The sequence below is a fragment of the Enterococcus sp. AZ079 genome, from assembly GCF_050547255.1.
In the GTDB taxonomy this organism is placed as follows: domain Bacteria; phylum Bacillota; class Bacilli; order Lactobacillales; family Enterococcaceae; genus Enterococcus_D; species Enterococcus_D casseliflavus.
The window spans coordinates 1,887,860-1,904,515 of record NZ_CP172955.1; the positions used below are offsets into that span (position 1 = coordinate 1,887,860).

Genomic DNA, 16,656 nt, shown 5'->3' on the forward strand with positions numbered 1-16,656 from the left:
CTTCTTCACCTCGCGAACGTACATTCTATTTTACCACAACTACGATGAAATTCCTTCTAATCAAGCTGAAAAAATGTGGTAAAATGAACTGACTATTTTATTTAAGGAGTTCACATGGCAAATACACAAGTCCAGCTTGGACAAAAACTACAACTAACGATCAAACGCTTGGGGATCAACGGAGAAGGCATCGGGTATTACAAAAAGCTGATCATCTTTGTTCCCCGTGTTCTACCGGGGGAACAGGTCATTGCCGAAGTCACCAAAGCATCTCCCCGCTTTGCTGAAGCCAAGATGACCAAAATCATCAAGCCAAGCAGCGATCGCATCCAACCACCCTGCAGGTTTTACGACCGGTGCGGCGGCTGCCAATTGCAGCACTTAGTCTACGACAAACAATTAGACTTCAAAAAAGACCTATTGAAACAAGCACTTGAAAAATTTAAGCCAAAAGGCTACCAACAGTTTGAACTAAGGGATACTTTAGGCATGAATGTTCCTTGGCATTACCGCAACAAAGCACAATTTCAATTGCGTTACAACAGTCAAACCAAACGAATCGAAGCGGGTTTATACGAAATGGAGTCTCATCGCTTAGTCGCCATTGATGATTGCCTCGTACAAGAACAAGATACGCAAAAAGTGATCAACGGCATCGTCCAATTGTTGAATAAATACCAGATCCCGATTTACGATGAACGCAAAAACAGCGGGATTCTACGGACATTGATGGTTCGTATCGGGATCGCGACTGGCGAAGTTCAAGTCGTGTTTATTACCAACTCTGTCAAACTGCCGCAAAAAAATGCGCTGATTCGCGAGATCAATCAGCGCTTGCCGCAAGTCGTTTCCATCATGCAAAATGTGCAAAACAAAAAAACGTCCGTCGTGATGGGCGAGGAAACGATTCATCTTTGGGGCAAAGAAGCGATCGAAGAACGGTTGAATGAACTGACCTTCGACTTGTCCGCCCGCGCATTCTTCCAGCTGAATCCACAGCAAACCAGCATCTTGTATCAAGAAGGGTTAAAAGCCCTTGACTTGAGCAAAAATGAAACAGTCGTTGATGCCTATTGCGGTGTGGGAACGATTGGGTTGAGCGTGGCTCCTTATGCCAAAGAAGTCCGCGGCATGGACATTATTCCTCAAGCAATTGAAAATGCCCAAGAAAATGCACGCCGCATTGGTGCCCAAAATACCCATTATGAAACGGGAACTGCTGAGGAGCTCTTACCAAAATGGTTCAATGAAGGCTTCAAACCTGATAGCATCATTGTTGATCCGCCAAGGACAGGCTTGGATGAACGATTATTGCAAGCTTTGCTGAAACAACCACCGAAGAAGATGGTCTATATATCTTGTAATGTTTCTACTTTAGCAAGAGACTTGGTCCAATTAGCCAAAGTGTTTCACGTAGAATATCTGCAATCAGTAGATATGTTTCCACAAACCGCCCGCTGCGAAGTAGTGGTAAAATTGACTCGCAAATAATCATTCGCCTGACAAATCACAAGATGATTTGTCAGGCGAATATTGTTTTCGTTGTCTTTTAAGCATAACGATTAATTGATTTGTAAGACGAGGACTTTCGTGGCAATAAAGGTGTCCCCTACTCGCTGCCCATAAAGACTTACCGATCGTTCAAGCTGCAGATCCGCACGTGACCCCTCCACGATTCGAGAATTATGCGATTGTGCATCATATAAAATTACTTTTATCTCAGTCTCGCTAGTAATCGTAAAAGATAATCTTTCCTCAGATGCGATCGCCATATCAAAGACTTCGCCGTCTTCCCCTGTTCCTTGAGAAATGTTCGTCAATTCCATCTCAAAACGATCACCATCAATAAGAATGAGTGTGCCCGTTTCATCTGCTTGTGCCAATTCCTCATTCGCTCGCTCTGCATCAGTCTGAGTCACTTGTTGCGCTTTTGTCTGATCGGTTTGATCGTGATTATTTTGGGTCTCGTCTCCACTTTGACTTGTTTGCGTTTGCGGCGTATTGATTTGGTTGTTGATCGGTACGTTGTCGTTGTTTGTCTGTGGGTCATTCGCAGCAACACCACAACCACTAAGTAATGCCACAAACAAGATAATTGCTGTTTGTTTTTTTATCATAAAAAACACCTTCCTTTTATTCATAGCGTAATGCTTCGATCGGTTTTAATTTCGACGCTTTATAAGCGGGTAAGTAACCAAAAATAGTACCGATCAGCATTGAAAATGACACACTGATCAAAATGGATAACAATGAGATCGTCATCGGATACTCTAACAGACGCAAAGCGATCAGGCTGATGAGCAGACCGACGATGATGCCAATCAGCCCCCCGATCACCGATAAAACGATTGCTTCTGTCAAAAATTGCTGCAAAATCACTTTACGTTTGGCACCCAATGCTTTCTTCAAACCGATCTCTCTGGTACGCTCTGTCACACTGACCAGCATCGTATTCATTACACCGATCCCACCGACGAGTAAGGAAATGCTAGCAATTCCCCCCAGTAAAATCATATTCGATCGATTGATATCATCGGTCATTTTCTGCACTTCATCATAGTTGCGGATGGAAAAAACAAAATCTGAAGGCGGAATACTCTTGGTCAATTCATGGCTGGCTTGAACGACTGCTGATTCTAAGACGTCCGCATTCGTTGCCTGAAACAGCACTGTTGGCCTTTGGTTGAGCTTTCCTTCGACGAAACTTTGGCTGCCTCGAGGGATGAAGACATATTTCCCTGACAGTTGCTCCGTGTCAGAAACAGCTACGCCAACGATGCGAAAGGGCGTCCCATTGATTTCGATCAGTTGATTGATAGGATCACGATACGAGAAAAAAATTTCCACCAAATCTTTCGTAATCACCGCAACTTGTTTTTGTGTCTGCAATTCGGTTTCAGTCATTGCTCTGCCAGCAAGGATCGTATGGGGCAAAATTTCAAAGAACCCGCCATCCATGCCTAGCACTGTCGTATCGGTTTGCTGGTCTCTTTGGAAAACTGTCAGATTGGCTTCATAGAACAAGCTAACGTTCTTGGCGTGATCAATAGTCAACAGCTTTTGCAGCTCTCCTTCTGATAGTTGCGGGGCGTAATCAGGCAAACGATCATTTCTGCCGCTTTCGCCCGCTAAAAAAGCACTTCTAGCGTCATATTCGATCCGCATCGAGTTAGTATCACCACCAATCAGCTGCTTTTTCATGTTCTCAGTATTTCCGTTGATGATACTCACAATGGAAATGATGGAGGCAATCCCGACAATGATTCCTAGCATCGTCAACAAGGAACGCAAACGATGCTGGTAGATTGCTTGAATGGCTAAGCGAATATTTTCGGTCATCTTTTGCCCTCCTCAACAACTTCACCATCTTTAATGACGATTTGCCGCTTTGCATAGTCCGCGACTTCTTGTTCGTGGGTAATCAAAACCACTGTTTTTCCTAGATGATTCAGCTTAGTAAATAGCGCCATGATCTCATGACTATTAGCGGTATCTAAAGAACCTGTCGGCTCATCTGCTAAGATCACATTTGCTTCTCCTGCTAATGCCCGAGCGATCGCTACTCGTTGTTTTTGCCCCCCCGACAACTGATTGATCCTAAAATCGATCCGATCCCTCAATCCGACACTTTCTAAGGCGTGAATAGCTCGAGACGTACGTTCTTCCTGATTGATACCAGCATACAAGAGCGGTAAGGCAGCATTTTGTAAAACGGATAGTTTGGGCAACAGTTCAAAATTTTGAAACACGAAGCCGATTTTTTGATTGCGGATCTCGGACAGTTCGTCTTCACTCAATTGACTGGTATTTTTACCATCAAGTAGATAGCTGCCCGTTGTTGGCGTGTCTAAACAGCCAATAATATTCATCAAGGTCGACTTGCCTGATCCTGACCGGCCCATGATGGAAACAAATTCGCCAGCATTGATTGTTAAGTTGATTTTTTTCAAAACGTGAATTTCGCTAGTGCCCTGTGGGAACGTTTTGCAGACATCAATCAGTTGGATCATTTGGTTTCACATCCATTCCTTCTTGGATCCGAACTGTTGGGAAGACGAGCACCACTTGCATATCCAGTTCACTTTCTAACAGATACATGGCTTCATCCGTTTCATCTTCCATGATTTCCACGGATAGTTTACTGATTTTATGGTCCTCAACGACGTAGATGAAGGGCCTATCTTCTTCATAAAACACGAAAGATTTGGGCAGCTTGATCGCGGTTTGCTCTTCCTCAATGCGTTCTACAAAACAATGGATGCCAATACTAGGTGGCTCTTCACTTTCATCTAAAACGACCTCAAAACTAAATTGCGACAAATTGGGGTTTGCGCCTTGTTCTTCAACCACTACCGAAGGCTCTTTCATATCCCCAACTCGGGTGAACTTTCCAGTCCATCGCTGACTGCCGCCATTACGGTCTCTAAGTTCAACCTTTTGACCAGGCTCAAGTTGATTGCGGCGAAATTCATCCACAGTCCCTTTTAAAAAGAGCCGACTGGTATCAACGATCGTCATAAAAGGATTCTCTGGAGCCGCTTCACTTGCGCTTCGATTCATTTGTCGCTCGTCCACGTCTTTAACGATTCCATCAATTTCGGCTTCCACGACGTCTGAGCCATGTTGCTCTTTGACTGAACGTAGTTCTAATTCTGCCCGTTCCAGCTCTAATTCGGCATCGCCAATGCTGCTTTCCAAGTTTTGCGCTTCTAGCAGTAATTGACTTTGCTGCATTTCCAAATCGGTTTTACGATCTTCCAGCCCTTCTTTGTCCTCTTCTTCCGCACTGGCAATTTTTTGTTTCGTCTCCTCCAGCTGATTCGTGACCTTATTGTATTGTTCCCATTTTTGATTCGTTTGCCGTCTTGCTTGTTCCACAGCTCTCGAGCGATTTGCCGTCGCCTGTTCTGCTTCTTTAATGGCCAAAGCCCCCTCAGGGTTAGAGTAAACAAAAAGAGCTTGCCCTGCTTTGACTTGATCCCCTGCCTCTACTTTTTTCTCAACAACTGATCCTCTTGAGCTATCCACCTTGACTTCAACCGTTCTTGCTGGTTCAACGACTCCTACTAAGTAAAAATCTGCTCTCGGTTGCAGATCTTGCAAAGTTATTTGAGTGATGGAAGGTTCTTCACGACGAGCAATCCCCCAGGCACTCGTCCAGCCTAAACTGCCGATGATCAGTAAACTACTGATGATCATAAAACTCTTTTTTGATTTGTTCATATGCTTTCTCAAACATCTCACCTTCCTGATTGGTTAATCGAATGACCACCTTTATTTAACCATTGAATCAATTTCCGTTTTGAACGTTTCTCTTAATATCTGCTGAAAATTTCTTAAGAAAATAGAATTTTTCCATTCTTTTTTTATTAATATGAAGAATTAGCTATTCGCTCTTACTCCTCTTTGCTATAATCAAGAAAGAATCAAGAACGAGTTAGAAAGGACTGTTTCATGCGTAGTAAATATTCTTCATTTGTTTTTTTTCTGGTTGGCTTCTTCTTATTGGTAGGAGCCTTATGGCTATTAAAGGAAACGAGACTCATTCAAATGGTGCTAGATAATTTTTTGTCAAACCTTGTTACAGATGGCGTTGTGGAAACAAGTGATGGCGAAGGCGGGATGATCGTTGGTACCTTTGTCGACTGGCGCCCTATTAAACAATTGTTCTTGGCATTCTCCCTCTTTCTCGTTTTTGCCGTTACCTTGATTTGCTATTTTATCTATCGTTATGTTTCAAGGAAAAAAATTGCAAGGATCGCCGAAGGAATTCAGCTCTTTTTCTCTCAATCGGAAGCAAGTTCGACGGGCAGCCTAGCGATCGATCATGAATTATTAAAAATAAAAGATTCGATGAACCGCAATGAGGCTCTTTTAAAGGAAGAAACACAGCGCACCAAGGACTTGATCACCTATTTGGCGCATGACTTGAAGACTCCCTTAGCTTCAGTGATCGGCTATCTCAACCTATTGTTGGATACGAAAAACTTGACCAATGAACAAATGACGCAATCCTTGACGATTGCTCTAGAAAAGTCTGAGCGTTTGGAAACGCTGATGAATGAATTTTTCGACATCACCCGTTTTAATCTACAAGTCATCCAATTGTATCAACGGGAACTTGATTTCGTCTTCTTACTGAAGCAAATCCAAGAAGAATTCTATCCGCTGCTGAAAGAAAAAGAACAAACCATCTGCTACTCTGGACCAGAGAGCTTGAAATTAAAAGCCGATAGTGAACAGTTGGCGCGAGTGTTAAACAATCTGTTAAAAAATGCCATTGCCTATGCGCCTGATCAAACCACGATCACAATGCAGCTAACCGTAGACGAACAAGCAGCAACTTTTATCCTAGCGAATCAAAGTGAGCCGATCGAACAAGAACAATTGGAGGCATTATTTGAAAAATTTTATCGTCTGGATCAAGCTCGTTCAACCAAGACAGGTGGAGCAGGTCTCGGATTGGCGATCGCCAAAGAAATTATTTTGGCGCATCAGGGAATGATCCGAGCTGCTAGCAAGAACAATGAGATTCAAATGATCGTCACATTGCCTTTAGCGACAAACCAACACGAAAAAACGAGAAAGTCAGTTCACTGAAAAGGAAGGTCAATACGAGTGGAAAAGATACTTTTAGTTGAAGATGAAAAAGAAATTTCAGATTTGATTGCCTTTTATTTACGAAACGAAAATTTTTCTGTCATCACTTGTGCAGATGGGAATGAAGCTCAGGTACAGATCGAGCAAAACAGCTTTTCTTTGGCAATTCTTGATGTCATGCTGCCAGATATCACAGGCTTTGACCTGTGTAAAATCATCCGCAAAAAGCATCATTACCCAATTATTATGTTGACAGCTAAATCTGAGGAAATTGATAAGATCACTGGTTTGACCCTTGGTGCCGATGATTACATCACCAAGCCCTTTCGTCCGTTGGAAGTGATCGCTCGGGTGAAAGCTCAGATACGCCGCTCGACCCAATACAACGGCTCAGATCAAAACAAATTGATCGTGAGGGAGTTGGAATTAGATGTCAATAAGCGAAAATGTTTCTTGCAAGAAGAAGAACTTTTCCTGACGCCCATCGAATTTTCCATTTTAAAATTATTGATGGAGCGAAAAGGCCAAGTGGTAAGCTCTGAGGAAATGTTTCAAGAGGTTTGGGGCGAAAAATATTACACGTCTTCCAATAATACTATCATGGTCCACGTTCGAAACCTTCGGGAAAAAATGCACGATACCCACAAGAAGTCCTCTTATATCAAAACCGTTTGGGGGATCGGCTATAAAATTTAACATCAAAAACCGTCCTTTCATTGTACGAAAAGGACGGTTTTCTTGGGACTGAACACAAGTAAATCGAGAAACATAGAAAAAAGCCAGAACTGATTCTGATATGCTCCCCCTATATAGGACACTGAAATATAAAGTGGCTTATATAGGGGGAGTTTGTATGTCTAGAGGAAAAATGAAATTAAGTTCAGAAGAACGGCTAGCTTTTGTAGAAAGAGCTTTAAAAAATGAAGCTAGCATAAACAGCCTGGCCAAAGAAGCACAAGTAAGTTTCAGTACGATAGAAAGGTGGATCACTCTTTATGAGAATGAAGGACCCACAGGTTTACTCCCTACAAAAAGGAATCAATCATACTCAACAGAGTTGAAACTGAATGCGGTCCATGATTATTTAGCTGGAACATATGGTAGCTTAAGAGCTGTCGCCAAGAAATACGGGCTTCGTAACAAAAAACAATTAGAAGACTGGTTAAAGATATATAATACTCATAGAAACTTCAAATCAGAAAGTGGTGGAAGTAGAATGAGTAAATCCAGAAAAACAACATTGAATGAACGAATTAAAATTGTGCATGACTGTATTATCAACGGTCGAGACTATGGGAAAACCGCGATTCAGTACCAAGTCTCTTACCAACAAGTTCGGAACTGGGTGTTGAAATACGACGAGATGGGAGAAAAAGGCTTAGAAGACCGTCGAGGGCAACGAGCGGGAAGTAAACCAGCCAGAACACCCGAAGAAGAAATGCGCGATAAACTGGCTCAACAAGAACGACGGATCAAGTTGCTTGAAATGGAAAATGACCTGTTAAAAAAAGTCAGCGAGTTAGAAAGGAGGCGGGATTTGAATTAGTTCGTCATACGTTTGAATACCAATCGATCAAAGAGCTGCACGAGACAAAAAGCTATCCAATTAACACCATGTGTACCCTGCTCCATGTCACAAGATCGGCCTATTATCGTTGGTTAAAAAATCCCAAACTGCCTGAAGTGGTATTGAATGAACAGTTGGCAGACCTTGTTCGTTATATTTATGAAGCAGACAACGATAAAGGATATCGCAGAATCTGTGAAGATCTCGTGAATGATTATGGCTTTCAAGTGAATGACAAGCGTATTCTTCGAATCTGTCGCAAACTTCAAATCCAATCAACCATCAAGCATTCAGGCAATAGTATCACTAAGGCATCCAAGACTCCGTATCATATTGCGAAAAATTATTTGAATCGAAAGTTCTATGCGGATCAACCGAATCAAAAATGGCTAACAGATGTGAGTGAATTCAAGTATTATGAAGGGGCCGAAGTGAAGAAAATCTATTTGAGCGCTATTCTCGATCTCGCCGATCGTCGCATTGTTTCATTTGTCATCAGCGACAAAAATGATAATAAATTAGTCTTTGATACCTTCGATCAAGCAGTCGCCGCCGAACCAACCGCTCATCCGCTATTTCATAGCGATCGCGGATTTCAATATACAAGTAAAGTTTTTTGCACAAAGCTAAAGAAAGCGAAAATGAAGCAGAGTATGTCTCGTGTCGCCCGTTGTACCGATAATGGTCCAATGGAAGGCTTCTGGGGAATGCTTAAGCGAAAAATATTATCGGCGAAAGTTTATCAGTAGAGAAAGTCTCGTTGAAATGATCGAGAAATACATGAACTATTACAACAATGGTCGCTATCAACGATGTTTGAAGAGCAAAACACCGAGCCAAGTTCATCAAGAATTATTAATGGCAGCTTAATCACTCCCCCTCTTGGACAAGCGAATAGAATAAATCCGCTTAACCAAGAAGGAGGCCAGTCGAGCAAAGTTGAGGTTAAACAAAGTAAAAAACATAAAAACTGCCTACCGAATTTCGGTAGACAGTCGTCAAAATAATTTTATTCTATTTCATTGTCCACTTGACGGGGAGCCCAGCATTCTTTCAGTTCCAGCTTTTTTTATTTAGAAACCTGCAACTGCAAGCTTCTTTTATTTCGTAATCAAAGCATCTAAACTAGCCACTGCCAGACTCATCTTCGCGATTTTATCCAACAAGGCAAAACGGTTGCGGCGAATTTGTTCATCTTCCACCATGACCATTGTTTGATCAAAATAAGCTTCGATCAATGGGCGCAATGCCACTAAGCTTTGGTAGTTTTCTTCCATCGTTTGATGTGGGAACTTGTCCTCTACTGTTAAGACCGCTTCATACAAGGCAGTTTCAGAGTCGTTTTCAAACAAGGCAGGATCAATTGCTGCTTGATCCAATTCAGCTTTCTTCGCTAAATTGATCACCCGTGTCAAAGCTTCCATCGAAGGTTTGAAGTCGGTGTCTTGCAGATGCTCCCTTAACATTTGAGCCGTTTCAAACAACGTACTGATGTCTGCTTGACGTGCGCCTAAGACAGCTTCGATGACATCATGACGCGTATTTTTGCTGAGTAAGAATTGACGCAGACGACCTTTCACAAAATCGGTCACTTGTTCTTGACCAGCGGCAAGTTGAATCCCAAAAACTTCTGGTTGGGCATTAACGGCTTCACGAATCTCTTCTTGCAACTGAGCAAATGGGAAGTACCAGCGCTTTTCAGCTAGGATGCGGATAATCCCGTAGGTTTGCCGACGAAGTGCATAAGGATCGTTTGAACCGCTTGGAACCATATCAACAGCGAAGAAAGCAAGTAAGCTGTCTAATTTATCCGCAATCGCTAAAACAGCCCCAATTTTCGATTGTGGCAGCTCGCCTTCTGCTGAAATCGGCATGTAGTGTTCACGAATCGCTTGGGCAACTGCTGGTTTTTCTCCTTGGATCAGGGCATATTTTTCCCCCATGATTCCTTGCAATTCAGGGAATTCCCCTACCATATTGGTCACTAAATCAAATTTATAGATTTGAGCTGCCCGTTGAAGGTCGGTCAGTTCTTCTTGTGTTAAACCAACGGTCTTCCCGATGATTTGCGCTGCTAGTCCGACACGCTGCATCTTTTCATACAAGCTGCCGATTTTTTCGTGGAAGGTGACTTGCTTAAGCTTTTCCACGCAATGGTCGATGGTTAGCTTTTTGTCTTCATTGTAGAAAAACTCAGCATCTTCTAGACGAGCGGTCAGGACTTTTTGATTTCCTTTGATGACATTATCGATCTTCACAGCATCCCCGTTGCGGGCAGAGATGAAGTGCGGCAGCAATTCTCCATCAAGGGTGCGGACATCAAAGTAACGTTGATGTTCTTTCATAGAAGTAACTAATACTTCTTCAGGGACAGAAAGATATTTTTCTTCAAAGTCCCCTACAAAGGCTGTTGGGTATTCAACCAGATTTGTCACTTCTTCTAGCAAGTCTTCATCTAAATCGATCCGCCAGTTGTTTTCTTGAGCGATCGCATTGATTTGTGCAGTGATCATTTGTTGACGTTCGCTTGGATCAGCAATGACAAACTGATGCTTCATTTTTTCCAAATACTCGTCCGCATGATCAAACGTGACTGCCTCACCTAAGAAACGATGACCTTTTGACTCGCGACCGGTAACAATATCAAGGATTTGGAAAGGAATGACTTGCTCACCAAAGAGTGCGACGATCCAATGAATTGGTCGGATATATTCAAAATCGTAGTCTGCCCAGTGCATCGTTACTGGGAACGTCAAACTCGTGATTACTTCCTGCAATCTTTTCAATACCTCAACGGTTGGTTGACCTTGGGTATGTTTTGTTACATAGACATACTCAACCCCTTTTAATTCACGGAAGGTGATGTCATCGGTTGTCAATCCTTGTCCACGAACAAACCCTTGAGCTGCTTTCGACCAATTGCCTGCATCATCTAACGCGATTTTTTTCGCTGGTCCTTTGACCTCTTCTTGCGTATCCGCTTGTTTTTCAGGAATACCGGTGACATAGACAGCCAAGCGGCGAGGTGTGGAATAGGCTTCGATCGTTGTATAAGGCAACGCATGAGCATCTAAGAAAGCTGCCGTTTTTTCTTGTAATTGTTTCATACTTGGGGTTACGACATTCGCAGGTAATTCCTCTAAGCCGATTTCTAATAATAGGTTTTGTGCCATCTTATTTTCCCTCCTCAATCAGTTTTTGCGCCACTTCTGGATCAAGCAATGGATAACCGAGGTTTTCCCGTTCTGTTACAAATAGTTTTGCTACTTGACGTGCCATGTTACGGATACGTGCGAGGTACCCAGCACGTTCAGTGACGGAGACTGCACCACGTGCATCCAACAAATTGAAGGTATGGCTGCATTTTAAGATATAGTCGTAAGCTGGATGAACTAAGCGTTCATCGATACAGCGTTTTGCTTCTTTTTCAAAACGATCGAAGTTCCCTAAAAGCAAATCTTGGTCACTGACTTCAAAGGAATATTTTGAATGTTCATACTCAGGTTGGCGGAAAATCTCACCATATTTGACACCTGCAGACCATTCAAGATCGTAGACACTTTCAACTTCTTGAATATAAGATGCTAGACGTTCTAAGCCGTAAGTGATCTCTGATGTCACTGGCTTACATGCTAAGCCGCCGACTTGTTGGAAGTAGGTAAACTGAGTGATCTCCATCCCGTCTAACCAAACTTCCCAACCAAGACCTGCACAACCCATTGAAGGATTTTCCCAGTTATCTTCGACAAAACGAATATCATGTTCTAATGGATCGATCCCTAAAAGACGCAGGCTTTCTAAATAAAGCTCTTGGATATTTTCAGGAGAAGGCTTCATCACGACTTGGAACTGGTGGTGCTGATACAAACGATTTGGGTTTTCCCCGTAGCGGCCATCAGCTGGACGGCGAGAAGGTTCTACGTAAGCGGCGTTCCATGGTTCTGGACCGATTGCACGTAAAAATGTATATGGGCTCATGGTTCCAGCCCCTTTTTCTGTATCATAGGCCTGCATCAGCATACAGCCGTTTTCGGACCAGAATTTTTGCAGGGTCAAAATCATCTCTTGCACAGTTAGTTTACTCATCTTTTTCTTCCTTTCTTATAACGCATTGACGACAGGATAAAATTCGACAACTGATCCAGGGATCAATTTCACTTCGACCACGACATCTGCTTCTAAAACATCCGATAAGTCGTAAAGCATTTGGTCTGGATTCGTTGTAAATTCATGTAAAAGCTGTTCATCCTTTAAAAGGCGAACTTGCAGTGGAATACTTGCTAATACTTTGAGCTTTTTTTCGGTAAACGCACTTGCTGGAATCGTCATATCAAATAACATAAAAACCCTCCTTTGTTTTTGGCTATTCTTGGTGTGAAACATAAAAAAGTCCCTATATCTATACAAAGTGTATAGATATAGGGACGATAAATTCGCGGTTCCACCCTACTTCCGACAAGTCGGCAGCTTCATTGATCATGCTCACGGACGCCTGCGAAATAAGGTTCCAACTTGGCTTTCACTCTCCCAAGTTCGCTTCATGGAATGGTCTTCTTTCTTTCTTCCGATCATAGCACGGATTCGATTACCCTTATGATAGTAGTTGAAGCTAGGGTTTGTCAATGATTAATTTGAACTTTTATGCTTCTGGGCCTAAATCCGCCTGATCATGAAAGACGATCTCATCAGCGATTTTCCCATCACTTTCAAAAACGATGATCTCATTCATTCCGATTTTTAAAAACGGTGCTGGGACGTACAAGCGCTGCTGCGGTCCTTTTTCCCAAAAACGGCCGATCGTATGACCATTGACTTGGACAAACCCTTTACCCCAGCCTGGCAATTCGATAAAGGTATCTGCACATTCATCAAAAACACATTCAAAGCGTGAGAAACTTGGTTGTCCTTTTTGCCATTTCCCTTGGAAATCAATGGCATGCAAATTATCCATCGGTAAGGGATAGATTTCCCAGTTGCTTTGGAAGGCGCCATTGATGATCACACCGTCTTTGATGCCTTTGTGCTGATGGTTCATTTTTACAGAATAATTGACCCGCCCCATATTCTCCACCAAGATCCCCAACTCGTTTTCTGATTCTGATAAATCGAAACTGTAGGTTTGACCGATTTCTTGATCGTAATCGATGCGCAAAAGTTCCTGGTTGATAAACGTATGGGCACGATCCATCGTATTGATCAGACGGTAGTCGGCAATCTTCCGAGCAGACCCAATCAGTGAGCGATAATAGATATAACCTGTCGCTTGATTGCAGGCTTCCATCGATAAGGGGTAATTACTTATGATCGGTTGACTGATTGTGTCGATCGTCGAAAACAAGGAGACTCGTTCTTTCACTGAGAATGTTCCATAAGCTTTTCGCTCAATTTCCATACTCAAGGGAAACTCTGGAATTTCCGTATAGTCAGCGATCACCTTTTTGAAAGCTTGGTATTTGGCAGTTGGTTCTCCCCATTCTGTCAACAAGGCATCGTAATCATAGCTAGTGACATCCGGCGCTAAGTGTTCATAATAATTTGACCCGTTCATAAAGCCAAAGTTGGTCCCGCCATGAAACATATAGATATTGACAGAACCTAATGCTAAACAATCCTGCAATTCCTTTACTGCATCTTGTGTTGAGGTCGTATGGTGCTGGTCGTCACCCCAGGCATCAAACCAGCCGATCCAAAATTCCATGACCATCAGTGGCCGTTTTTCTCCGTGAAATCTTCGAAGTTTTTCAAAGTTTTCCTTGATGTTGGAGCCGCAGTTGATCGTAGGCAATGCCAAGTCTTTGATACTGCCGTTTTCTAGCATATCGTGCCAAGGTCCGTCAGAGGTCACTAACGGCGTTTCTACACCATGCTGCCGCATCGCAGCCACCATTTTCCGCAAATACTCTTTATCATTGGCGTAGCTGCCGTATTCATTTTCTACTTGCATCATTATAATCGGACCGCCTTGGCTGATCTGCAAATCCCGCACTTGTGGAAACAAATGGGCGAAATAACGAGTGATTTTTTCCATAAATGGGGGATAATCAAACCGAAGCTTCATCATAGGATCTTGCAATAGCCAATAAGGCAACCCACCAAATTCCCACTCCGCACAAATATAAGGTGCTGGTCGCAAAATGACATAAAGCCCTACTTCTTGTGCCGTTTGGATAAATCGCCGCAAATCAAGGATCCCCTCAAATTGATAGACGCCTTCCTGTGCTTCATGGAGATTCCACGGAACATAGGTTTCCACGGTATTACAGCCCATCAAGCGTAGTTTCTCTAAACGATCTTGCCAATATTCAGGAACGACACGAAAATAATGGATCGCTCCAGAGATCACTTTAAACGGCTTGTTGTCTAAATAAAAGTCATCTTCAATAGCAAAAGTTCGCATCAGTTACGCTCCTCTTTGACGATATAGGTGGTGTATTGTGCCAGCATCATTTCTGAAGAAAGAACCTCGCCCGTCAGAAGATCCGTTTTTCCAACAAACATTTCTGGCAGCGGTTGTGCTTCTTCGTGGAAATTGATGATGACGAAAAATTTCGCCTCTGCATTTTCACGACAGGCAATTTCTAGTTTTGTTGCCTCCTCGATCACTGGGGTAATACCGGTTTCTTCGACAATCGTTTTGAAAAGCTGATCTTGCAGCTGAACTTCCAACTGTCCACCAAAGTAATAGACGGTTCCATCGCCAAATGTATTTTTGGTCACTGCCGGCATTCCTGCATAGAAATTGCTCGTGTAATGCGCTAGCGCTTCGGCGTTTTCTAAATGGATCAAATCGCTGACTAAATTACTTGTTCCTGTAAGTTCTTCATTGACTAACGAAACCCCGTTTGATTGTTCTGGGGCTAATGCATCGATTTCTTCCACCCAGATGCCAGCTAACTCCCGCAAGGGGCCAGGGTAACCGCCTAAGTGAACATTGTCTGATTGATCAACGATGCCGCTCATATACGTCGTAAGTAAGGCACCACCTTGCTTAACGAAATCAGTGAGCCGCTCTTGCATCCCTTCTTTGATCATGTAAAGAACCGGAGCTGCGACTAGCTTGTATTTTGATAAGTCAGCATCCACGGGAACCAAATCGACCGCTATATTTTGGTCGTAAAAATAGCGATAGTAGCGATGGATCTGTTCAACATATTTCAGATCAACGGTCGGACCACTCGTGTATTCTAATGCCCAATAATTGTCCCAATCGAAAATCACGGCAACCTGTGCTTGGGTTTGCGTGCCAATGATGTCTGAAAGCTGCGCTAATTCAGCCCCAAGAGCTGCTGTTTCTCGGAAAACCCGCGTATCTTCATGACCGACATGTTCGATGACTGCACCATGGAATTTCTCACAAGCACCAATGGAACGTCGCAATTGGAAGTATTGGATCGTATCTGCCCCATGAGCGATCGTTTGGTAGCTTTGCGCCCGCATCTGTCCTGGTTTTTTTAATGAGTTATAAGGCTGCCAGTTTTGTTGGGAAGGTGTTTGTTCCATCAGCATAAAGGGCTGCTGTTTTAACCCGCGCATTAGATCATGAGTCATGGCTACTAAACTCCATGGCGTATTGTACGATGGATAATTATCCCATGAAACCAAATCCATTTCCTTTGCCCACTTGAAATAATCCAGTCCTTTAAAGGTTCCCATCAAATTCGTTGTAATCGGTGTTGTGGAATCGATTTTCCGAATAGCGTCCCGCTCCATCATGTAGTTTTTTAAAAGACTATCCGAGTTGAACCGTCGGTAGTCAATAGAAATTCCTGCAAATGCCGTCTTGTCATATCCGATTCCTTCTGACAGCGCATTTGGCAGCACGATTTCATTCCATTCATACACGGTATGACCCCAAAATTCCATATTCCAGGCTTTATTCAGTGCTTCGATCGTATGATATTTATCCTTTAACCAGACACGAAACGCTTTTTCACAGTTGTCGCAATAACATTCGCCGCCGTATTCATTATTGATGTGCCAACAAGTCACTTGTGGATTTTCGCCGTAACGTTCGGCTAATTTCGTTGCCAAGCGTTCTGCGTATGTTTGATAAACCAAACTGTTGGGACAGGCATTGTGCCGTTGCCCAAACTTATGATGGCGTCCATCATAATCGGTGCGAGCGACTTCTGGATACTTCTTAAACATCCAAGCTGGCAAAGCAGCTGTGGAAGTGGCTAAGACGATGTCGAAACCTTCCGTACTTAATTTTTCGATGATTTGATCCAATTCCTCAAAATCATAACAATTTTCAGAGGGTTGGATCTTTGCCCATGAAAAAACATTGACGGTCGCGCTATTGATACTTGCTTTTTTAAAGATCCGAATGTCTTCTTCCCAAATCTCTTTCGGCCACTGATTTGGATTGTAATCGCCGCCAAATAGAATTCTATCAAAAAATTTTGTCATGTAAGTGAACGCTCCTTTAAAATAAAATGATTTCTACTCTCTTATTGTAAGGCTTTTCATTCTGTTGTAGTATAATACAT

The 16,656-nt window shown here is 42.8% G+C and carries 15 protein-coding genes; 6 read left to right on the forward strand and 9 right to left on the reverse strand.

All coding sequences use genetic code 11. The annotated features are described in order from the left end of the window. The first annotated feature begins 114 nt into the window (after window positions 1–114). Entirely contained in the window at window positions 115–1,491 is a 1,377-nt protein-coding gene (gene rlmD / locus IGJ15_RS09080; RefSeq protein ID WP_010748061.1) for a 23S rRNA (uracil(1939)-C(5))-methyltransferase RlmD, read from the forward strand. Between the two features lie 71 nt (window positions 1,492–1,562). Here the strand turns inward: rlmD and IGJ15_RS09085 are convergent, their stop codons facing one another. The 4 genes from IGJ15_RS09085 to IGJ15_RS09100 are packed head-to-tail and all read right to left on the reverse strand — an operon-like array spanning window position 1,563 to window position 5,223. Then, complete coding sequence (locus IGJ15_RS09085; RefSeq protein ID WP_010748060.1) at window positions 1,563–2,117, reverse strand: hypothetical protein; 555 nt, start codon at window positions 2,115–2,117, stop codon at window positions 1,563–1,565. A gap of 16 nt (window positions 2,118–2,133) precedes the next feature. Next, a complete protein-coding gene (locus IGJ15_RS09090) occupies window positions 2,134–3,339 on the reverse strand; it encodes an ABC transporter permease (protein WP_010748059.1) in 1,206 nt (401 codons plus the stop codon). Then, window positions 3,336–4,010, reverse strand: a complete 675-nt coding sequence (locus IGJ15_RS09095; protein WP_010748058.1) for an ABC transporter ATP-binding protein — start codon at window positions 4,008–4,010, stop codon at window positions 3,336–3,338. The genes IGJ15_RS09090 and IGJ15_RS09095 overlap by 4 nt, the downstream gene beginning before the upstream one ends. Beyond that, complete coding sequence (locus tag IGJ15_RS09100; protein ID WP_010748057.1) at window positions 3,994–5,223, reverse strand: efflux RND transporter periplasmic adaptor subunit; 1,230 nt, start codon at window positions 5,221–5,223, stop codon at window positions 3,994–3,996. The genes IGJ15_RS09095 and IGJ15_RS09100 overlap by 17 nt, the downstream gene beginning before the upstream one ends. 231 nt (window positions 5,224–5,454) lie before the next feature. Between IGJ15_RS09100 and IGJ15_RS09105 the strand changes: the two genes are divergently transcribed. From IGJ15_RS09105 to IGJ15_RS09125, 5 genes are all read left to right on the forward strand, one after another. Next, window positions 5,455–6,600, forward strand: a complete 1,146-nt coding sequence (locus IGJ15_RS09105) for a sensor histidine kinase (protein ID WP_010748056.1) — start codon at window positions 5,455–5,457, stop codon at window positions 6,598–6,600. 18 nt (window positions 6,601–6,618) lie between these two features. Beyond that, on the forward strand, window positions 6,619–7,296 hold the full coding sequence (locus tag IGJ15_RS09110; protein WP_010748055.1) for a response regulator transcription factor: 678 nt from the start codon (window positions 6,619–6,621) through the stop codon (window positions 7,294–7,296). 157 nt (window positions 7,297–7,453) lie between these two features. Further along, window positions 7,454–8,146 carry a helix-turn-helix domain-containing protein gene (locus IGJ15_RS09115; RefSeq protein ID WP_010748054.1) on the forward strand — a complete coding sequence of 231 codons (693 nt, stop codon included), beginning with the start codon at window positions 7,454–7,456 and terminating at the stop codon, window positions 8,144–8,146. A gap of 35 nt (window positions 8,147–8,181) precedes the next feature. Next, window positions 8,182–8,916, forward strand: a complete 735-nt coding sequence (locus IGJ15_RS09120) for an IS3 family transposase (RefSeq protein ID WP_311902439.1) — start codon at window positions 8,182–8,184, stop codon at window positions 8,914–8,916. Between the two features lie 16 nt (window positions 8,917–8,932). Further along, a complete protein-coding gene (locus tag IGJ15_RS09125) occupies window positions 8,933–9,037 on the forward strand; it encodes an IS3 family transposase (RefSeq protein ID WP_311902430.1) in 105 nt (34 codons plus the stop codon). A 230-nt stretch (window positions 9,038–9,267) separates the two neighbouring features. Here the strand turns inward: IGJ15_RS09125 and glyS are convergent, their stop codons facing one another. From glyS to IGJ15_RS09150, 5 genes are all read right to left on the reverse strand, one after another. Then, window positions 9,268–11,340 (reverse strand): glycine--tRNA ligase subunit beta, encoded by a 2,073-nt coding sequence (gene glyS, locus IGJ15_RS09130; protein WP_010748052.1) that lies wholly within the window; start codon window positions 11,338–11,340, stop codon window positions 9,268–9,270. Window position 11,341: 1 nt separating this feature from the next. Continuing rightward, the gene (gene glyQ / locus IGJ15_RS09135; protein ID WP_010748051.1) at window positions 11,342–12,253 is read right to left on the reverse strand and encodes a glycine--tRNA ligase subunit alpha; all 912 of its coding nucleotides are present in this window, start codon (window positions 12,251–12,253) and stop codon (window positions 11,342–11,344) included. 15 nt (window positions 12,254–12,268) lie between these two features. Continuing rightward, window positions 12,269–12,508 carry a hypothetical protein gene (locus IGJ15_RS09140; protein WP_010748050.1) on the reverse strand — a complete coding sequence of 80 codons (240 nt, stop codon included), beginning with the start codon at window positions 12,506–12,508 and terminating at the stop codon, window positions 12,269–12,271. A 298-nt stretch (window positions 12,509–12,806) separates the two neighbouring features. Further along, entirely contained in the window at window positions 12,807–14,564 is a 1,758-nt protein-coding gene (locus IGJ15_RS09145; protein WP_010748049.1) for a glycoside hydrolase family 35 protein, read from the reverse strand. Next, window positions 14,564–16,576 carry a beta-galactosidase gene (locus IGJ15_RS09150; RefSeq protein WP_194186206.1) on the reverse strand — a complete coding sequence of 671 codons (2,013 nt, stop codon included), beginning with the start codon at window positions 16,574–16,576 and terminating at the stop codon, window positions 14,564–14,566. The genes IGJ15_RS09145 and IGJ15_RS09150 overlap by 1 nt, the downstream gene beginning before the upstream one ends. Window positions 16,577–16,656: the final 80 nt, after the last annotated feature.